This window comes from Archangium sp. Cb G35, from assembly GCF_001896145.1.
Lineage (GTDB): Bacteria > Myxococcota > Myxococcia > Myxococcales > Myxococcaceae > Archangium > Archangium violaceum.
Genome location: NZ_MPOI01000004.1, coordinates 45,906 through 63,849, shown reverse-complemented (window position 1 = coordinate 63,849; position 17,944 = coordinate 45,906). Strand labels below are relative to the sequence as shown.

Annotated in this window: 14 protein-coding genes; 5 read left to right on the top strand and 9 right to left on the bottom strand. The window is 69.4% G+C overall.

The genetic code is table 11. The features are described 5' to 3' along the window. The 3 genes from BO221_RS13625 to BO221_RS13615 are packed head-to-tail and all read left to right on the top strand — an operon-like array spanning position 1 to position 4,962. Entirely contained in the window at positions 1 to 2,292 is a 2,292-nt protein-coding gene (locus BO221_RS13625) for a GMC oxidoreductase (protein WP_073560894.1), read from the top strand. Between the two features lie 9 nt (positions 2,293 to 2,301). Continuing rightward, on the top strand, positions 2,302 to 3,858 hold the full coding sequence (locus tag BO221_RS13620; protein WP_073560893.1) for a GMC family oxidoreductase N-terminal domain-containing protein: 1,557 nt from the start codon (positions 2,302 to 2,304) through the stop codon (positions 3,856 to 3,858). Positions 3,859 to 3,909: 51 nt separating this feature from the next. After that, positions 3,910 to 4,962: an alpha/beta fold hydrolase gene (locus BO221_RS13615; protein ID WP_233165986.1), complete on the top strand. Its 1,053-nt coding sequence runs from the start codon at positions 3,910 to 3,912 to the stop codon at positions 4,960 to 4,962. Between the two features lies 1 nt (position 4,963). On the opposite strand, the gene BO221_RS13610 is transcribed toward BO221_RS13615, so the two are convergent. The 5 genes from BO221_RS13610 to BO221_RS13590 form a co-directional block, all read right to left on the bottom strand. After that, positions 4,964 to 5,875 carry a fumarylacetoacetate hydrolase family protein gene (locus BO221_RS13610; protein ID WP_073560892.1) on the bottom strand — a complete coding sequence of 304 codons (912 nt, stop codon included), beginning with the start codon at positions 5,873 to 5,875 and terminating at the stop codon, positions 4,964 to 4,966. Beyond that, the gene (locus tag BO221_RS13605; RefSeq protein ID WP_073560891.1) at positions 5,875 to 6,948 is read right to left on the bottom strand and encodes a hypothetical protein; all 1,074 of its coding nucleotides are present in this window, start codon (positions 6,946 to 6,948) and stop codon (positions 5,875 to 5,877) included. Before BO221_RS13605 ends, BO221_RS13610 begins: the two co-directional genes overlap by 1 nt. 73 nt (positions 6,949 to 7,021) lie before the next feature. Further along, positions 7,022 to 7,582: a DUF2378 family protein gene (locus tag BO221_RS13600; RefSeq protein WP_073560890.1), complete on the bottom strand. Its 561-nt coding sequence runs from the start codon at positions 7,580 to 7,582 to the stop codon at positions 7,022 to 7,024. A 116-nt stretch (positions 7,583 to 7,698) separates the two neighbouring features. Continuing rightward, positions 7,699 to 9,357, bottom strand: coding sequence for a histidine kinase dimerization/phospho-acceptor domain-containing protein (locus tag BO221_RS13595; protein WP_073560889.1), 1,659 nt, complete (start codon positions 9,355 to 9,357; stop codon positions 7,699 to 7,701). Continuing rightward, entirely contained in the window at positions 9,326 to 10,033 is a 708-nt protein-coding gene (locus tag BO221_RS13590; RefSeq protein WP_073560888.1) for a response regulator transcription factor, read from the bottom strand. The genes BO221_RS13595 and BO221_RS13590 overlap by 32 nt, the downstream gene beginning before the upstream one ends. Positions 10,034 to 10,051: 18 nt before the next feature. On the opposite strand from BO221_RS13590, the gene BO221_RS13585 reads away from it, so the two are divergent. Together BO221_RS13585 and BO221_RS13580 are read left to right on the top strand one after the other, a co-directional pair. Beyond that, positions 10,052 to 11,113 (top strand): hypothetical protein, encoded by a 1,062-nt coding sequence (locus BO221_RS13585; protein WP_073560887.1) that lies wholly within the window; start codon positions 10,052 to 10,054, stop codon positions 11,111 to 11,113. 111 nt (positions 11,114 to 11,224) lie between these two features. Further along, complete coding sequence (locus BO221_RS13580) at positions 11,225 to 12,607, top strand: SPFH domain-containing protein (protein WP_233165984.1); 1,383 nt, start codon at positions 11,225 to 11,227, stop codon at positions 12,605 to 12,607. Between the two features lie 74 nt (positions 12,608 to 12,681). Here the strand turns inward: BO221_RS13580 and BO221_RS13575 are convergent, their stop codons facing one another. The 4 genes from BO221_RS13575 to BO221_RS13560 form a co-directional block, all read right to left on the bottom strand. After that, positions 12,682 to 13,914 carry a hypothetical protein gene (locus BO221_RS13575; protein WP_073560885.1) on the bottom strand — a complete coding sequence of 411 codons (1,233 nt, stop codon included), beginning with the start codon at positions 13,912 to 13,914 and terminating at the stop codon, positions 12,682 to 12,684. A 44-nt stretch (positions 13,915 to 13,958) separates the two neighbouring features. Continuing rightward, complete coding sequence (locus BO221_RS13570) at positions 13,959 to 16,310, bottom strand: TonB-dependent receptor domain-containing protein (protein ID WP_143195433.1); 2,352 nt, start codon at positions 16,308 to 16,310, stop codon at positions 13,959 to 13,961. Between the two features lie 72 nt (positions 16,311 to 16,382). Beyond that, on the bottom strand, positions 16,383 to 17,255 hold the full coding sequence (locus BO221_RS13565) for a serine hydrolase (RefSeq protein ID WP_073560883.1): 873 nt from the start codon (positions 17,253 to 17,255) through the stop codon (positions 16,383 to 16,385). 40 nt (positions 17,256 to 17,295) lie between these two features. Beyond that, complete coding sequence (locus BO221_RS13560) at positions 17,296 to 17,892, bottom strand: hypothetical protein (RefSeq protein ID WP_073560882.1); 597 nt, start codon at positions 17,890 to 17,892, stop codon at positions 17,296 to 17,298. Positions 17,893 to 17,944 lie beyond the last annotated feature (52 nt).

The window sequence follows — 17,944 nt, the reverse complement described above, 5'->3', positions numbered from 1 at the left end:
ATGACCGAAACGTACGATGCCCTGGTCATTGGCACCGGCTTTGGAGGTGCGGTGGCGGCCTGCCGGCTGGCGCAGGCGGGCCTGTCGGTGCGCGTGCTGGAGCGTGGCCGGCGCTATCCCAAGGGTAGCTTCCCGCGTGACTGGGACAATCCGTTCAACGGCTGGCTGTGGAGACACAACCAGGGCCTGCTCGACGTGAAGCTGCTGTCGGGCATGAGCGTGGTGCAGTCGGCCGGCTATGGCGGTGGCTCGCTCATCTACGCCAACGTGCACCTGCGCCCGCCCGAGGAGACTTTCGCCAACGGCTGGCCCGCGGGCTACGGCCGGGCGATGTTGGATCCGTACTACGATCTGGTCGCGTACATGCTGGACGTGCAGCCCATCACCTCGTCCGCGCGGGGGCTGCCCACCAAGACGAAGCGCATGCGCGAGGTGGCCCAGAAGCTCGGGCGCGAGGCGCAGTTCTTCCACCCGGACCTGGCCGTGCGCTTCACTCCCGCTGGCGAGTCCATGCCCAACAAGTTCGGCGTGGCGCAGGAAGGCTGCAACTACTGCGGCGAGTGCGACATCGGCTGCAACGTCCGGGCGAAGAACACGCTGGATCTCAACTACCTGGCCGTCGCCGAGCAGCGTGGTGCCCAGGTGACCACCCAGGCCGAGGCCATCAACATCGAGCCGCTCGCGCCGGGCTACCGCGTCACCTACAAGGACCACGCTGCGGACGGGGTGGAGCGCACGGTGGACGCGCGGCGCGTCTTCCTGTGCGCGGGCGCGGTGAACACCACCGAGCTGCTGCTGCGCTGCCGGGACGACTCGGGCACGTTGCACGAGCTCAGTGACACGCTGGGCTACCGCTACTCGGCCAATGGAGATCTGGTCGCCTTCGCCTTCGACACGCGCGAGCCGTGGGATCCAGCGGTGGGGCCCACCATCACCACCAGCATCGTGGTGGACGAGGGCCAGGGGCCGGGCAAGCGGTGGTTCCTCTTCCAGGAGGGCGGTCACCCGGCGCAGGTGGCGGGGGCCCTCCAGATGTTCAACCCGGCGCAGAGCCTCGCGCGGATTCCCACGGACCTGATGCAGCGCGAGCTGGTGAAGGTGTTCCGCCAGCGCGCGAAGGAGATGTCGTCCATCGACGGCGAGCGTGGGCGCTTCCAGTCGGTGTTCCTGGCCATGGGCCGGGACAAGTCGAACGGGAAACTGGAGCTGGTGCCCCTCACGCGCGAGCTGCAGGCGAAGTGGGACGTGCCCTCCAACCTGCCGCTGTACCGCACGCAGGAGCAGCTCTGTCAGGACATCGCGGAGGCCCTCGGGGCGCAGGTGGCCTACAACCCGCTGTGGGAGCGGCTCCACGTCCCCGTGTCCGTGCACAACCTGGGCGGCTGCGTCATGGCCGAGGACGAGGCCTACGGCGTCACGGACCCGAACGGTGAGGTGCACGGCTACCCCGGGCTGTACGTGCTGGACGGGGCCGCCCTGCCCTCCAGCACCGGCGTCAACCCCGCGTCCACCATCGCCGCCGTGGCCGAGCGCAACGTGGAGAAGGCCATCCGCGTCATCCTCGACACCCCGGACTGGAAGGCGCCGGAGCGGGCCCTCGCCACGCCCCGCGAGGATCTGGTCGGCCAGGTGACCATCCCGGTGGGCGGCACGGTGGCTTCCACCAGCCCGGTGGTGGGCATGCGCTTCACCGAGCGGATGACGGGCTTCCACTCGCCGGGCCACACGCCCGCCGAGGACTACGCGGGCGCGGAGAAGGCGGGACAGAGCGCCAACCGCGTGGCGGAGTTCACCGTCACCATCACCCTGACCAACCTGGATCGCTTCCTGGCCGATCCGGCCTACGGAGGCATCGCCCAGGGCGTCGTCCACGTCTCCGGCCTCACCCCGCCCGAGGGCGCCAGGGTGGAGAATGGCGTCTTCAACCTCTTCGCGGACACCGACAGCTTCTACGAGCGGCGGATGATCTACCTGCTGCCCTTCATCGGCCAGGACGGCCAGCCCTATCTGCTCGACGGGTACAAGGTCGTGAAGGACCAGGGCGACTTCGACGTGTGGGGGGCGACCGCTACGCTCCACACGGTGATCCGTCAGGGCAAGGAGAAGGACGGGCCGGTGGTGTCCAGCGGCATCATCCGCCTCAACAAGAAGGACTTCGCCGAGCAACTCACCACCTTCGAGGTGCTCGGAACCACCTCGGCGCAGGTGAAGGCGGACGCGTACTGGCGCTTCGGCTCGAGGTTCCTGGGCACGCTGTGGGACGTCTTCGTCCGCCCGCGATTGGAAACATAGGAGAGACACATGGCTGCGATGGCGAACCGGTATGACGTGGTCGTGGTGGGCTCCGGCTTTGGAGGTTCCATCTCCGCCTTGAGGCTGGCGCAGGCCGGCAAATCCGTGGCGGTACTCGAGCGCGGCCGGCGCTACAGCCCCGGGCAGTTCCCCCGGGACGTGACGCGCACGAACGAGCTGCTCTGGCGCCACGCCTCCCGCGAGAAGGCCCAGGGCCTCTATGATCTGCGTTTCCTCTCCGGCATTGGTACAGCGGCGGCCAGTGGCGTGGGCGGTGGCTCGCTCATCTACGCCAACATCCACGTGCGGCCGGACCCCGTCGTCTTCGAGGATCCGCGCTGGCCCAGGAGCTATACCCGCACCTCGCTGGAGCCCTACTACGACAAGGTGGCCAGCGAGCTGAAGCTGACGCCGGTGCCCGAGTCCATCTCCCTGCGCAAGCGCAACGTGCTGCGGAGCGCGGCCCAGCGCATGGGCCGGGAGGTGTTCGATCCGCCCGAGGCCGTGGCATGGACGGAGTCGCCCGGCCCCGGCCGCAAGGCGTGCCAGCTCTGCGCGGAGTGCGAGTTCGGCTGCCAGTTCGGCTCCAAGCAGACCATGGATCTGACGTACCTGGCCCGGGCCGAGGCGCTCGGGGCCACGGTGTGGCCGCGCATGCAGGTGTCCCATGTGGAGCCGGCACCGGGCGGCGGCTACCGGGTGCACTTCCAGGACCTGGTGACCGGGCAGAAGCGCTTCGTGGACGGTGCCCGCGTGGTGCTGTCCGCCGGGACGCTGGGCACGGTGGAGATCCTCCTGCGCAGCCGCGACAAGACGCGCACCCTGCCCAGGCTGAGCGCGCGGCTGGGCCATGGCTACTCGGGCAACGGTGACTTCCTGGCCTCGGTGTTCAACAGCCGCGAGGACCTGGAGCCCTGGGTGGGGCCGGACGTCTCCACGGTGATGCGCTTCTTCGACGCCGAGCCCTCCTTCACCATGGCGGCGCCCACCTTCAACAAGCCCGTCATGGAGGTGCTGGCGGGCATGGGACAGCCGAACCTCATCCCTCTCCTGCAGGGCCTGGGCGCGCCGCTGTGGCCGCTGCTGGGGCCGGCGCTCGACCTGGCCTTCTCCAAGGGGCTGCTCAGCAGGCCGGCCCGCAACGCGGCGGATCCGGCGCGAATGACGAACCTCTTCGGCATCGGCCGGGACAACGCCAACGGGCGCATGGTGATGAAGGGCGGCCGGCTGGACATCGAGTGGGATTACGCCGGGGAGAACAAGGCGCTCGTCGATCGGATGGAGAAGGCCATGCGGGAGCTGGCCTCCCAGTACGGCGGCACCTACGCGCCGCTCGTCACCTGGCAGCTCTTCAAGAAGCCCCTCACGGTGCACTCGCTGGGCGGGGCGCACCTGGCCGAGTCCCCCGAGCGCGGCGTGGTGTCCACCGAGGGCGAGGTGTTCCAGTACCCCGGCCTCTACGTGGCGGACGGCTCGGTCATTCCCAGCTCCATCGGCTTCCACCCGGTGATGACCATCAGCGCGGTGTCCGAGCGCATCGCCGAGGCCGCGGCGCGCAGCTTCTGACAACCCGGGCGGCCCGCGACAGGGCTGCCCCTCGTGAATGAGGAGAGGGCCATGAGGATCATGGACACACTACCGGCCGCCGAGCGGCACGAGGTGCAAGCGGGAGACGGCGTCCCGATGCGGCTCACCCGCTACCAGGGTGGCACGAAGGGCCCGGTGTTGCTGGTGCACGGGGCCGGCGTGTGGAGCGGCATGTTCAAGCTGCCCACCATCTCGGAGAACTTCGTGCAGTACCTGGCTCGCCATGGCTACGACACGTGGCTGCTGGACTGGCGCGCCAGCACACAACTGCCGCTGCGCCAGTTCTCCCTGGACGAGGCGGCCGAGCACGACATGCCCGCCGCCGTGCGCAAGGTGCGCGAGGTGACGAAGGCGGACAGCGTGCAAGCGGTGGTGCACTGCGCCGGCTCGGTGACGTTCTTCATGTCACTGGCGGCGGGGTACCTGCCGGACGTGCGCAACGTGGTGGCCTCGCAGGTGGCACTGCACCACCACGTGCCGCGCGCCACGCTGTTCAAGTCCCGGATGCGGCTGCCGGACATCCTGGACGTGGCGGTGAACTACATGTCCCCGGACGAGGGCACCCAGAACCCGAGGCTCCAGGCGGCCTTCGGCAAGATGGTGGACCTGGTGTACCGGGAGTGCGACAGCACGGTGTGCCACCGGCTCTCCTTCCTGTACGGGCGCCTGTACCAGCACGCGCGGCTGAACATCCAGACGCACGAGCGGCTGCACGAGCAGTTCGGCCGCTGCAACATGCAGACGTTCCGCCACCTGGCGCAGATGGCCCGGGCGGGACACGCGGTGCGCTACGACTACGGCAAGAAGGAGAACCTCCGGCGCTATGGCACCGTGAAGCCGCCCGACTACCTGGACCCCAAGCACCTCAAGCTCCCCATCACCTTCGTGGTGGGCGAGCACAACCAGACGTACCTGCCCGCCTCCTCGACGCGGACGTACGAGTGGCTGCGGGAGGCCCACGGGGCCGCGCTCTACGAGCGCATCATGCTCCCGGGGTACGGGCACCTGGACACGTTCATGGGCAGCACCGCCTCGCGCGACACCTACCCGGTGATCCTTCAGGCGCTGGACGCCCGGGCCTGACTCAACCGGTGATGGTGATGCGGCGGCGGCCCAGCACCCCGCCGTCCATCTCCACCACGTCCCCGGCCTTCAGGATGCGGGGGTTGGTGGCGTGGGTGCGCAGCGCGGCGGACAGCCTCGCGGTGGGGCCCGGCAGCAGCGCCGCCAGCTTGCGTTTCCACGCGGGCACCGTGAAGGCCACGCCCGAGGGCGTCCCGGTGAGCACGGCATCGCCCTTCTCCAACAGCCCGGAGGGCACCGCACGCGCGGCCAGCCGCAGCAACTCGCGCGGCGAGGCGATGAGCTCCATCGTCCGGCCCCGCTGCCGGACCTCCCCATTCACCGTGAGGGTGAGCGTCACGTCCAGGCACGCCTCCGCCTGGGGCGCTTCCGGCACCCACAGGACGGGCCCGGGCACGAAGAAGCCCGGGAGGCTCTTGGCGGCGCCCCAGAAGGCCATCCGGTCCGGCCGGCCCTCGCCGAGCACCTGCACCGTGCGCGCCGTCACGTCATTGGCGAGGAAGTAGCCCACAGGCGGTGCGAAGTCCGGACGCTCCAGCGCGTCCGCGCGCACGTCCTCCAGCAGCACCAGGCCCAGCTCCACCTCGTAGTCCAGCAGGGGCGGCAGCTCCGGGAAGCGCGAGGCCACCCGCGAGGACAGCTCCGCGTCCAGCCTCGCCACCGCCGCCAGCATCGCGTCGCGCGAGGGGCTCGCCACCGAGTCCCCCCGCACCAGCAACGACGCGGCGTCCTTGGCGAAGACGGCCGGGCCGCCCGCGTCGCTGCCCGTCTCGTTGATGTGGGCCGCGTAGGTGAGGCCGAGCGCATGCACCCGCTTGGGCGACAGCACCAGGGGCTGTGTGCGTCCGGGCGTACGGTCCGGATCCAGCGCCGCCATCGAGGCCGGGACGGCGCGCGACGCCAGCGTCAGCATTACGTGCCCTCCGCCGCCTTGAGGGGCACCTCCAGGCCCGGCAGCACGGTGCCGTCCCACTCGATGTAGCGCACCCCGTCGATCCGCTCGTGCCCATGGAACTCCAGGGCACCCACGGCCGAGGTGAGCTTCCTCCCGTCCGGCTTCCAGTCCGCGTACGGGTGGGAGCGGGTGAAGAACTCCAGCTCGCAGTTGGCCACGTCGCTCTGGGCCACGTGCACGTCCCAGCCCTCCGGGTCCCTGTACGCGTAGCCCACCAGCGTCCGGGGATCGCACCACGCGCGCCCCTTCACGGACACGGTGGCCGAAGCCGCCTGGAAGAGCAGCTCACCGGGACGCGGCGCCTCCATCTTGGTGAACAGCAGCCCGGGCACCTCATGGAAGGTGTGCTGCTGCTTCGAGGTACGCAGGTAGATGGGCGTGAGGCGCGGGCCCCGATCGCGCCGTTGACGGACCGTGAGGGCCTCCAGCCGGGCCTCCGGATCCTCGCGGAAGATCGGGCAGTACAGCCACGTCAGATCCTCAATGCGCCGGTGGCCCCACAGGTGCTTCTGCATCCCCGGAGCTCCGCGCACCTCGAACTGCTTGCCGTCCACGGTGACGGTTCCGCTGAAGGTGAGGTCGTCCTGGGCGTGGTTGACGTGCGTGACCAGCGGCAGCATCCCCACGCCCCGCGGCGTACGCCGGACGGCCTCGCCGGACTCGGGGGTGTAGCGCAGATCCCACGCGATGGAGTGCCCGCCCGAGGCGACACTGCCATGGCACTTGCCCGGCGCCAGCTCCGCGTCCCCGATGCGGATGCCGAAGCGGCCCGGCGTCCCCGGATCGAAGGCGGAGATGGGATGAATGGCCTTCACCGCCACCGCGGGCTCGTTGGGCGACCCACAGTCGAAGGCCGCGGCCCACAACGTGGCCCGAGGCTCACCCGGAGCGCCCGGGGCCGGGGTGAACAGGGTGTAGCGCAACCACCAGGCGCGCTCGCCACCCGGATCGAGCACACACAGGAACCAGATCTCGAAGAACCCCGCCTGCTTCTTCCAACGCGGCAGGTTGGCTTGCTCGCTCGTCGGCATACCGTCACCCCCCTATACGTGAACCTTCGCAGAGCCGACGTGGCCCGGCAAGAAGCGCACGGGTTACAGCACGTCAGCGCTTCTCCTCCGGCCAGGAGATGCGGAAGGTTACGCCCTCATCATCAAAGTGGCGCAGCACTGCGGTGGTTTCGAGGTCCCCCGCGCAGCGCCCCGTGCCCAGAACGATGCCGTGCTTGAAGTGGCGCAGCATGCCGCGCTCGTTCAACCACATGTCCACCTCGGTGGGTCCCACATCGGTGATGAGGACTTCCTGGTAGTTGTTGCCCGCGCGGAAGTTCTGCCGCACGCGCGCCAGCCGCTTCTTGCGGTTGAGCAGCCGGAACACACCGAAGAGGGCCCGGCCCAGCATCGTCTCGCTGTACCCCTCGATGTGACGCTCGCCGAGCATCCGCATGGCGTCCGCCTCCGGCTTGCCCGGGTGCAACGACCTCGCCGCCAGGCGCAGGCACTGCTCCCACACCTCGACCGGGTAGGCCGGCAACAGCCGCTTGTCGAGGTCCAACCCCGCCTGCTTCAGCTGCTGCTTGAGGGTGGGCGTGATCTTCGGACCGATGGCCCGGACGAAAAGCCCCTCGACGGTCTGATCGAAAACGAGTCTCTCGTTCTTGAACATGGTGTTGCTTCCTTGCTGTGCCCAGACCCGTGGGTCAGGCCCCCTTGGCACGCAGGCACCCCACTTATGGCGTCATGACCTCAGCCTACCATGGGACCACCTCGGGCGGGGTGGGTCTAGCCCGAGGCATGGCCCGTCCACAAGCGGGGAGCCGCCTCCACCACCGCGAAAGCCACCCCCCGTTGCTGTTGTAGCCCCGATGGCAACAACTCCAGGCTGGCCCCGAAGGCCCGCAGCATCGACTGGGCGATCGTCAGGCCGAGCCCCGTGCCTCCCCGTTCGCGCGCCGTGGTGAAGAAGGCGTCGAAGACGCGGGCCCGGTTGGACTCGAAGATGCCCCTACCATCGTCGCGCACCACCACCCGTCCCCTCCCCTCCCCCGCCACGTCCGCCTCCAGCCGCACGTGCACCCCTTCGCCCCCATGCTGGGAGGCGTTGGTGATGAGCTGCCAGAGGATGTCCTCCAGCACCTCGGCGGGCAGGCCCAGGACGAGCCCCGCGGGCACCGCTCCCACCTCCACGGCCAGCCCCCGGGCCCGGCCCCGCTCCGCCAGGGCTTCCAGCAGCGGGCCCACCTCCGTCCGCGAGGGACGGGCCACCAGCGAGTCCGCCCGGGCCAGCTCCAACAACCGCTGCACCAGCCGGGTGAGCCGCCGGGCATCCGCGTCGATGTTGGCGAGGAAGCGCTCGCGCTGCTCGGGGGACATGGCGTCGGCGCTGTCGCGCAGCAGCTCCACCGCCCCCTGGATGGAGGCCAGCGGCGTCTTGAACTCGTGCGACACGTTGGCCGCGAAGGAGCGGATGTACTGGTTGCGATCCCTCAACGCCGTGGCCATGCCGGCCAGGGACTCGGAGAGCTCGGCGAGCTCCTCCACCACCGGGCGGGCCACCGGCTCGAAGCCCTCGGGCGCGCTGGCGGCGATGGCGCGCGTCTGCCGCACCAGGGCCCTCACCGGGCGGACCACCAGCGCCGCCGCGGCCAGCGACATCAACGCCACCACCCCCAGCAGCACCAGGCCGGTGGCCGTGAGGTTCCACCGGTCCGCATAGAGGGCCTTGGCGAACGTCATGGGCGTGCGGGAGAGCAGCACCGCGCCCCATACCCGATCGCCCTCGAGCACCGGCAGCACCACCGTGACGCGCACCCCGGTGTCCCGGCTCAGGGAGGCGAGCGGTGCGTCCTCGGGATCGGCGAGCCGCCGGCGCAGCACGCTCCGGGGCTCGCCGCGGAGGGCCTGCTGAACTTCCTGACGCGCCAGCAGCGTGGTCCCCAGCCCCATGGAGCTGCTGGCCACCACCACGCCCTGGGCGTCCACCACGCGGATGCCGGCCAGCGTGGAGCGCCGCACCTGGGCGAGCAGCGGAGAGAGCTGCTTGCCCGCCTCGCGTGCACGGGGATCCGCGGGAATGGCGGAGACGGGAGGATCCTCCACGGCGGGCAGTGCCTCGTCCGAGGCCCTGAGCGAGGGAAGGATGGGTTGCAGGCTCGAGTCCGAGGGCGAGGCGAAGGGCCCGGGAGAGAGCCGGGTCAGACCATACGCCTCCGTCCCGGCCTTCTCGCGCAGCAGCTCGCCATACAGCGAGGAGACCACGACGCCCTGGGCGATCAGCTCGCTCTCCGTCTGACGGATGAGCTGGTTGTCGTAGACGCGGACGAACGCCAGGCCAAGCAGCGCGATGATCAGGGCACCCAGCCCCACCGCGGCGAAGACCATCCACAGGCGCGGGCGGGCGCGCTGGCGGTCAGGGGAGCGCGAGCCGGTAGCCAAGGCCATGCACCGTCTGGATGACTTCGCCCCCGGCCGAGGCGAACTTCTGCCGGATGTGCCGCACGTGGCTGTCGATGGTGCGGTCACTCACCACCACGTCCTCGTAGACGCGCGTCATCAGCTCGTCGCGGGTGAAGGCCTTGCCGGGCGCGCGCAGGAGCGCGGCGAGCAGGTGGAACTCGGTGACGGTGAGCACCACCTCCTGGCCGTTCCAGTACGCGCGCCACAGGTCCAGGTCCATCCGCAAGGGGCCGCGCTGCAACACCTGGGCGGGCGAGGGAGCGGGCGCGGAGGGCACGGGGCTCGCGTTGGCACGGGCCCGCCGCAGCACGGCCTTGATGCGCGCCACCAGCTCGCGCGGGCTGAAGGGCTTGGCGATGTAGTCATCTCCGCCCAGTTCGAGACCGAGGATCCGGTCCACCTCGTCGTCGCGCGAGGAGAGGAACACGATGGGGACCTCGTGGGCGCGGCGGACCTCGCGGCACATCTCCAGCCCATCCATCTCGGGCATCATGATGTCCAGGACGATGAGCGCGGGCACGGAGCGGCGCACCTGCTCCAGGCCCGCGCGTCCGTTGGAAGCCTGCTCGACGTGGAAGCCCGCCTGCGAGAGGGCAAAGCCCACCACCTCGCGCAGGTGCGGATCATCATCGACCACCAGGATGGAAGGACGTTCGCTCACGGCACCCTGGAACCTATCATGAGCGACGTGAGCGAGCCGCCCATCCAGAAGATCCCCGTCCACGAGGTTGTCCGCAAGCGTGCCGCCCTGTATCTCGGGGACACGGAGTCCTCCGGGCTGCACCAACTCGTCCGCATGTTCCTGGACGTGGTGTTCAAGCATGCCAGGCGCGGAGAGCATCGCGGGGCGAGCCTGAGGCTGCGTGAGGACGGTTCCCTGTGTCTGTTCGATCCGGGGCCCATCCTGCCCCCAGAGCAGCTCCTCCAGTGCATCCAAGGACGTGAGTGGCCCTCGGGGTGGGGCCTCTGCCTGCCCGTCGTCTTCGCCCTCTCCTCCCGCTTCCAGGTGGACATGTGGGACGGTGGCCGGCAGTGGCGAGCCCAGGGTGCGCGAGGCATCGTTTCGAACGAGCCCGCGGAAGTGGCTCCCGCGGAGCCGGTGCCGGGGGACGCGGCCCGTGGCGTACGCATCGACTTCTTCCCGGACCCCGGCATCTTCCAGGAGCACGTCCTCGAGGTGGAGAGGATCCTCCAGCACTGCCGGGAACTGGCCTTCCTCATCCCCGGGCTGCGCATCCATTTCACCGAGCCCCAGGGCGTGGAGCGCGAGGTGCATTACCCGGGGGGTCTCGCTCAGCGGGTGGAGGAACTCACCCGGAACCTGCCACGCCTCCACCCTCACCCGCTGGCCTTCGACGTGCAATGGAACGACGTGCGCGTCCGGTGTGCGCTCCAGTGGTGCGAGTCCGATGGACGGATTCAATCCTTCGCCAACGAGCGGTGTACCACCGAGCATGGCCAGCATGTGGAAGGCGTCATCCGTGCGCTCCGTGTGGCGCTCGTCACATTGGCTGGCGGCGAGACGAGCGACTACCCGGGAACCCGGCTCATGCGAGGACTCGTGGCCCTCATCACCGCGGAAGGCCCCAGGCTGAGATTCAAAAGCGTTGCCTGCACTCAGTTGGATGTGAAAGGCCTGGACCTGGCGGTGAAGAAGCGGATGCGGCCGCTGATGGTGAAAGCCCTCCGAGACCATCCGCTTCTTCCTCGGCTCGTGGCTCTCGCCCGGGCCCCCGAATAGGCGCAATGGATCAAGTCTGATTAGATGCGCGCGAAGCTTCCGGGTATGGCGTGCCGATGGCCGGCTCCCCTCCGGAACATGGGGGCACCGACGTCGATGAGCCACGAGCCAGTGAGGAACGCATACCTGGATCAGGTCCGCGAGCAGCAGCAACGCCTCGAGGTGGACCTGAAGGCACGCAAGGCCGTGATGCCCATGGCCCAGGCCCAGATGGCGGCACCGAGAGCCGCCCGGGCCCTCGCCGCGCCCCCTCGCGAGATTCCGGGCAATGCCGTGGACGTGCGCATCACCGGCTTCTGGAGGTGGAAGACGGTCGTGGTTCCCCCCAACGCCTACGTCGTGCACACCCGCCGGGGCCATGCCCAGCCCCTGCACATCGGCCTCGGCGTCTCCTTCGGCTTCAACCCGGGAACGGACTCGTTCCTCGTCGTACCGGGGGCCATGCAGACCATCCTCATCAACGCGCACAGCATCTGCCGCGAGCTGCAAGGGCTGCTGGTCCAGGGCTACGTGCAGTGGATCATCGAGGACTTCGCCACCGCGTACAAGAAGCTCGACTTCACGGACGCCGAGGACCCCATGAGGGTGGTGAACGTGCAGCTGCGCGAGCAGGCCGAGGCCGCCATCAAGGACAAGGTGGCCACCATGAGCATCGACGCGGTGCTCTCGGACAAGCAGCCGATCATCGAGGAGCTCACGGCGCGCCTGCGCCACGTGGCCGAGGGGGGCGGCGGCGGCGACAAGGGCCTAGGGCTGCGCATCGTCACGGTGCAGATCAAGGAGGCGGTGGTGAGCTCGGCGAGGCTCTGGGAGAGCCTGCAGAAGCCCTTCCGGGCCGAGCGCGAGCGCGTGGCGCGGCTGGCCACGCTGGAGACCGAAGAGGCCATCAACCACCGTGAGATGGAAGTGGAACAGCAGCGCGAGCGGACACGGCTGGAGACCGACGGCGAGCTGGCGATGCTCCGCGCGCGCAAGGAGTCGGAGGCCTACGACCGCGATCAAACCGAGCGGCTGCGGCGCCAACAGCGCGAGGAAGAGGACGCCCGGAAGCTGGCCGTCGAGCGGCAGCAATCCGCGCTCCAGACGGCCGAGTTGGAGAAGGCTCGCCTGGCAGTGGAGGCGGATCTGGCGAAACAGAAGCAGGAGGCAGAGGCCGCCCAAAGCAAGCGCGAGGCCCTCACGGCCATCGAGCTGCTCGACACACAGCGGGCCGCGGCCAACCGGCAGAAGCGGGTGGAGCTGGAGTTGCTGGAGAACCGCCAGCGCATCCTCAACGGACTCAGCTCGGCCAACCTCCAGGCGCGGATGGTGGAGCTGCTGCCGTCCATCGCCGAGAAGATGCCTCGGCCCCAGGAGCTGCGCTCCGTCACCATCGGAGGAGGCGCGGGCGCCCAGGAGGGCCAGGCACTCACCACCCTGGTGGCGCAGATGATGGCCCTGGTCGGGGCGATGCGGCCCGAGGGCGAGCAGGCCGCCCCTGACAAGCCGGAGTAGGTGCTACTGCCGCGGTGGCCCCCCGGCTGGATCCAGGACGGCGGGCCACCCCAGCTTCCCGTGACGGTGAGCGCTCAGCGCAGGCGCATGACCGAGCGCGCCTGGCCCTCGACCGTCGTCTTCACCGTCGGGTCACCGGACATGACGTGCAGGCCGGTCTTGGCGGAGTCGCCGTAGTAGTCGGGCACGATGATCGCGTCGCCCACGTCCTGCAGCACCGAGCGCCCGTTGGTCGGCGCGGCGCCCGCGACCACGGTGGCGGTGGGCGCGTTGCCCAGCGTCACCTCCCAGAGCCTCCAGGCCGTGGCGGTGGAAAGCTGGATGGGGGTGGTGGCGCTGGAGGGCACCAGGGTCGAGTCGAGCACGCGCAGGTACGCCTTGCCGCCGGTGCCGGGCACCAGCATGCCGGCGATGTCCCCGGGCGTCGCGGGAGCAATCACATCGTCCAGGTACACCAGCAGGCTGTCGAACGTCTTGGTGGCCGGGTTGAAGCGAATCATGCACGGCGCGCCCGCCTTCGCATCATCGAGGTCGTACGCCGCACCGCCGAAGGACTCGGTGGCGACGTAGATGAGCCCATCAGCACCCAGCACGCCATCACGCGCCCAGCCGCAACGGGTGTCCTCGACGATGGTGGCCGTGTCCGTCTCCGTGTTGATGACAATCATCGCCGACCTCGGCGCCACGCCGAGGCGGTCAGCGGTCAGCCAGCCGACGCCGTAGAAGAGCTCCTTGCCCACGCGCACCGCGTGGCTGCCCGAGAATTGAATGGCGAACCCCGCCCGGTTCAGCGCCGACAAGTCGATGGCCCCGGTCAACGTCATGTCCTTCGGGTTCCAGATGACGGCCTTGTACGTCCTCGCGTCCAGGTAGTAGGCCTTCGTCTCGGACACGAACATGTACTGCGACGAGTAGGCGGCGAGCTGGCCGGTGCTGCCCTGGTCCTGGAAGGACACCGTCGCACCGGCGAACAGCCTCCCGCTCGCGTCCAGGTCGTAGCGGGTCAGGGTGGCCGCGGCGTCGCCAGTGACGAACAGCGCCTTGCCCCGAGGCGCGCCCACCGCGAGCGAGGACGAACCGGGGAGCTCGATTCCGTCCTTCACATCGATGTGCTGCTCGCGCGACACGCTGTCGGTCAGCACGAGGTAGCTCTGGTTCGCGCCGCCCGTGTTGACGAAGGTGGAGATGGCGTAGAGCGGCGTCTCGCCCCCGCCATCGGGGCTGCCACCGTCGGGGGTGCCGTTATTGCCATCCTCGCATGCCGTCGCGAGGCCGAGGAGAAGAGCGATTGCAATCCGGAGTTTCATGTCGTTGCCTTCCTGTTGTGTCTGTCCGTGCCTTCCGGCACGGGTTAGAGATCGACGGAGAACTTCCCGAAGACGGCGCGCCCGGGCTTCTGCACGCCGATGACGTCGAAGACCGCCGCGTCGGAGAGGTTGTCGATGCTGAGCGAGGCCGTGAACGCGTGCCGCGCGGCGGGCAGCCGGTAGTGCAGCGAGGCGGAGTGCACCAGCTGCGACGGCACCGGCTTCTTCGGCGAGCCGAGGCCCGCGCTCTCCCACGAGCGGAAGAAGGTATGCACGTACCGCGTGTTCCACGTGAGTGACAGCGCATCCCCCGTGGCGACGAGCTCGGGCACGCGCACCGTCAGCGCCCCCGAGGCCTGGAACCAGGGACGGTACGGCAGCCGGTCCCCATTGAAGCGGGCGAAGGTGCCGGTCTCGGAGAGGTTGCGGTAGTCGTTGACGGTGGCGTTCGCGCCGAGCGAGAGCCAGCGGCCGGGCGAGGTCCATTCGAAGCCTCCGTGAAGCGTCAGCGCACGCGCCTTGCCCACGCTCTCGTAGCGCTCGGTCTGGTTGCCGGCGATGAGGATGATGAGGTCCTGGACGCTCCGCACGCCCCCCATCAGGTTGGCGGAGAACACGCCCGCGGGAGTCACCAGCGGGGTGAGCTCCACCGCCAGGTTGCCGTTATGGCTGCGCTCGGGGGCGAGCTCCAGGTTCTCGAGCAGGAACGCACCGTCCCCGAAGAGCTCGTCGGCGCGAGGCAGGCGCGTGGTGTACTCGTAGGACGCCTTCAAGGAGAGCTGCCGGGTGAGCGCGAAGCGCAGCGTGTCACCCACGCCGGCCGCCACGGACGTGCGCTCGTGCGAGGTCACCGCCGAGCGCGTGTCCTCCCCGATGCGCGCGAGCTGCAGATAGCCCTTGGCGAAGACGACGTTCTCCAGGCTCTCCTCGAACAGCCGCTGGCGGTGCGACACCCCGGCGATGCCCGAGCCCATGGCGATGGGCACCGCGGCCGCGTCGTAGTAGCCGAAGCGCTGGAGGTAGTCGTTGCGGCCGGTCCTCCAGCTCTGGTCGAAGGCGAGGGAGAACTCGAGGTCTTCCGGGGCCCAGGTGGAGACCGCTCCGCGGACACGCGCGAAGGCCGTGTCGAACCGCGTGAACAACTCCTGTGGCAGACCGCTGATCTCTCCTCCAGTGGGGCGCTCGGAGACACAGTTGCCGTACCAGTCGTAGGTGCAGGCCGAGACATCGGACAGCTCGGAGAGGCGGCGGTTGAAGCCCGCGGTCGCCCAGAGCCCCAGCCGCTCGGTGGGAGGGGCGGTATACTGGAGCGTCAGGCCGAGGCTCCGGCGCCGCGTGGTGACCTCACCGTAGGGCGTGGTCATCACCGGGTTGTGGGGAATCTCCTTGTCGTACTGCGCGAAGTACGCGTGCGCGGCGAGGCGGTCGGCCCAGGGGAGATCGAGTACCCCCGCCTCCAGGTTCACACCGGACGCCAGATACGCGTCGTGGCTGCGATGGATCTCACGCGACTCGACGCGGCCCATCGCACCGGAGGCCTCGGCGGTTATGAGGTAGTCGTTGCGGGAGCGGTCGTGGAAACCCACCGCCCGCGCGTAGAAGCGGCGCTCGGGCGCGAGCCACGACAGCCGCGCGGTGCCGCGGTACGAGTCGAACGAGCCGGACTGGAGGGTAAATGACGCCCCGGTCTCGGGGGGACTCAGGTCCGAGCGGAGGTGAATCGCGCCGCCCAGCGCGTCCGTCGCGAGCCGCACCGGCACCACGCCGTTGAACACCTCCATCTGCTGGATGAAGGAGACGGGCACGTTGCCCAGCCCGGCCACGAACGGCGAGTAGTCGAGCGGGATGCCGTCGAGCAGCAGGCGCACCTGGTCTCCCGCGAGGCCCGCGAGCGAGAGCTGGGTGTTGCTCCCCAGGCCTCCGGTGCGCTGAACCTGCACCGCGGACTGGCGGGTCAGCACCTCGGCCAGGTCCTCCGACCTGCCCTGCGCCTCGGACGTGTCGACGACGTCCACCGCCTCGGCACTGCGGACGAGCCGGCGGGACGAGGAGGACTTCGCACGGACGACGGTGCCGCGAACCTTCTCTGGAGGAGGGGCGGAGTCTGGCGGGGCGGGGTCGGCCGCCGGTGGTGCCGGCTCGGCCGCCTGGGGTTGCGCCTCGGGGGTGCCGGGAGCGCTCTCCGCGGGCGGGGGCTCGGAGGGGGCGGCCACTGGCCCCACCCCCTCGCCCGGGTCGCGATCCTGCGCGTACGCCGGCGCGACGGCGAGGCAGCACAGGAGGAACGCAGCGAGACCCCCGTGCGCCCTTCCAACGGGGCGTGAGGTGTCCGCGCGCTCGATGGCCGCTGGAACCGCGGTGGGAACAAGATCGTCGATATTGATTATGATTTTCAACTTCAGCCCATCTACACCTTCGGGCCAGGCAAAATCAACCGAATCCGGCGCCGCGCCGCCCAGGTCGCGGCGTTACCGCGTCGCGTGCGCGTGGACCTGCCGGGAGAGGTCCGCGATGAGCGAGCGGGCCACCTTCTCGTCCGGAATGCCGCTGGTGAGCACCACGAGGACGTAGGGAGACTTGCCGGACGGATAGACGATGGCGGCATCGTGGAGGATGCCGGAGATCTGCCCCGTCTTGTGCGCCACGGGCGTGCCCGGTGGCAGGCCCGCGGGGATCTCCAGGTTCAGTTCCTGGGCCAGGAGGATGGTGCGCATCGCCTGCGTGGAGGCAGGTGACGCCGCCCTCCCCTGCTCGATGGCCGCCATCAGGGTGGCGAGGTCCCGCGCCGTCGCGGTGTTGTTGAGGCCCTTCTGGTACGCCTTGCCATCCTCCACGCCGCGCAGCACGGTCATCTGGCGCGCGCCCAGCGAGCGCAGGGTCTTCGTGACGCGCTTCGCGTCCACCAGGGCGATGACGGTGTTGGTGGCCAGGTTGCTCGAGCGGGTGATCATCCGCTCGACGAGCTCACGCGCGGGCACCGGCTTGCCGAGCCGCTCATAGAGGGAGGCATCCTCGTCGTCCTTCGCATCCAAGGCATACGGCGAGCCATCCACGATGGAAGCGAACTGGTTGGTGAGGGTCAATTCCTGGCCCACGGACAGCTTGCCGGCATCCACCTGGCGGAAGAACTCGATCATCACTGGCACCTTCATGGTGCTGGCCGCATGGAAGGAGCGCTCGGCCTCCAGGAAGAGCGAGTCCTTGGGATTGCCGAGATGCTGGTAGGCGACGGCCACGGTGGCCCCCTTCACCTGGGCGATGCGCTCCTGGAGGGAGGCGCGGAGGGTATCGGTGCTGGAGGGCGTCGCGGCGAGAAGGACGAGGAGCGCGGTGGAGAGCATGGGTGCGGAGGGATGAAGGATGGAAGGCCTGTTGGCGGCCTCAGAAGAGCACCATGTCGCAGTTCATTCCCCACACGGAGATTCCAAAGTGGTGGCCGATGCCCCACCCCTGGAGCACTTCGTCGACGATGGCGACGGCGGCGTCGGCATCCTTCCAGTCCGTGATACCGACGGAGTAGTCCCAGGTGTCGAAATCATCCCCGACAGGCTGAGCACACACGCCCGCTCCAGTGCCGTTGACCACGATTCCGCGAGCCTGGAGCCGTTTTTTGATCTCGTCTGCCACTTCGTTCGCGGGGACCTCGGGGCAGACGTCTGACTTTGCCCCGGCTGGAGGCACGCAGGTCTGCTCACCGGCCCTGCCCGGCATGACGAGCTGGCGCGTCCCTTGTCCATGGATGCGGATATAGGCACCTTCATCCATGCCGCTGCTGCCCTTGCTGCACTCGAGTGGCTCGTCGATCCTCGGGCCCTCGGTGGCCCCGATGGGAGTCGTGAGCTGAGCCCGGGTGCCGAGCGGTCCGTTGCACAACTGGGGATCCGAGGGCATCGGCGGGCTGTCGGGTGGTGTGCAGGAAGACGTGCTGGCTACGGCGGTGAATGCGAGGACGAGGACGAGTGAGGTCTGGTGGCGCATGACCGGAGACACTACTCCGGGACGGAGCACGCACGGCGCTTGGGAGATGCGC

Bases quoted from the DNA above. Each gene is read 5' to 3' on its own strand.
- BO221_RS13565 (WP_073560883.1), bottom strand. From the start codon at position 17,255: ATGCTCTCCACCGCGCTCCTCGTCCTTCTCGCCGCGACGCCCTCCAGC.
- BO221_RS13605 (WP_073560891.1), bottom strand. From the start codon at position 6,948: ATGCCGACGAGCGAGCAAGCCAACCTGCCGCGTTGGAAGAAGCAGGCG.
- BO221_RS13600 (WP_073560890.1), bottom strand. From the start codon at position 7,582: ATGTTCAAGAACGAGAGACTCGTTTTCGATCAGACCGTCGAGGGGCTT.
- BO221_RS13560 (WP_073560882.1), bottom strand. From the start codon at position 17,892: ATGCGCCACCAGACCTCACTCGTCCTCGTCCTCGCATTCACCGCCGTA.
- BO221_RS13615 (WP_233165986.1), top strand. From the start codon at position 3,910: ATGAGGATCATGGACACACTACCGGCCGCCGAGCGGCACGAGGTGCAA.
- BO221_RS13620 (WP_073560893.1), top strand. From the start codon at position 2,302: ATGGCTGCGATGGCGAACCGGTATGACGTGGTCGTGGTGGGCTCCGGC.
- BO221_RS13625 (WP_073560894.1), top strand. From the start codon at position 1: ATGACCGAAACGTACGATGCCCTGGTCATTGGCACCGGCTTTGGAGGT.
- BO221_RS13575 (WP_073560885.1), bottom strand. From the start codon at position 13,914: ATGAAACTCCGGATTGCAATCGCTCTTCTCCTCGGCCTCGCGACGGCA.
- BO221_RS13595 (WP_073560889.1), bottom strand. From the start codon at position 9,357: ATGGCCTTGGCTACCGGCTCGCGCTCCCCTGACCGCCAGCGCGCCCGC.
- BO221_RS13585 (WP_073560887.1), top strand. From the start codon at position 10,052: ATGAGCGACGTGAGCGAGCCGCCCATCCAGAAGATCCCCGTCCACGAG.
- BO221_RS13610 (WP_073560892.1), bottom strand. From the start codon at position 5,875: ATGCTGACGCTGGCGTCGCGCGCCGTCCCGGCCTCGATGGCGGCGCTG.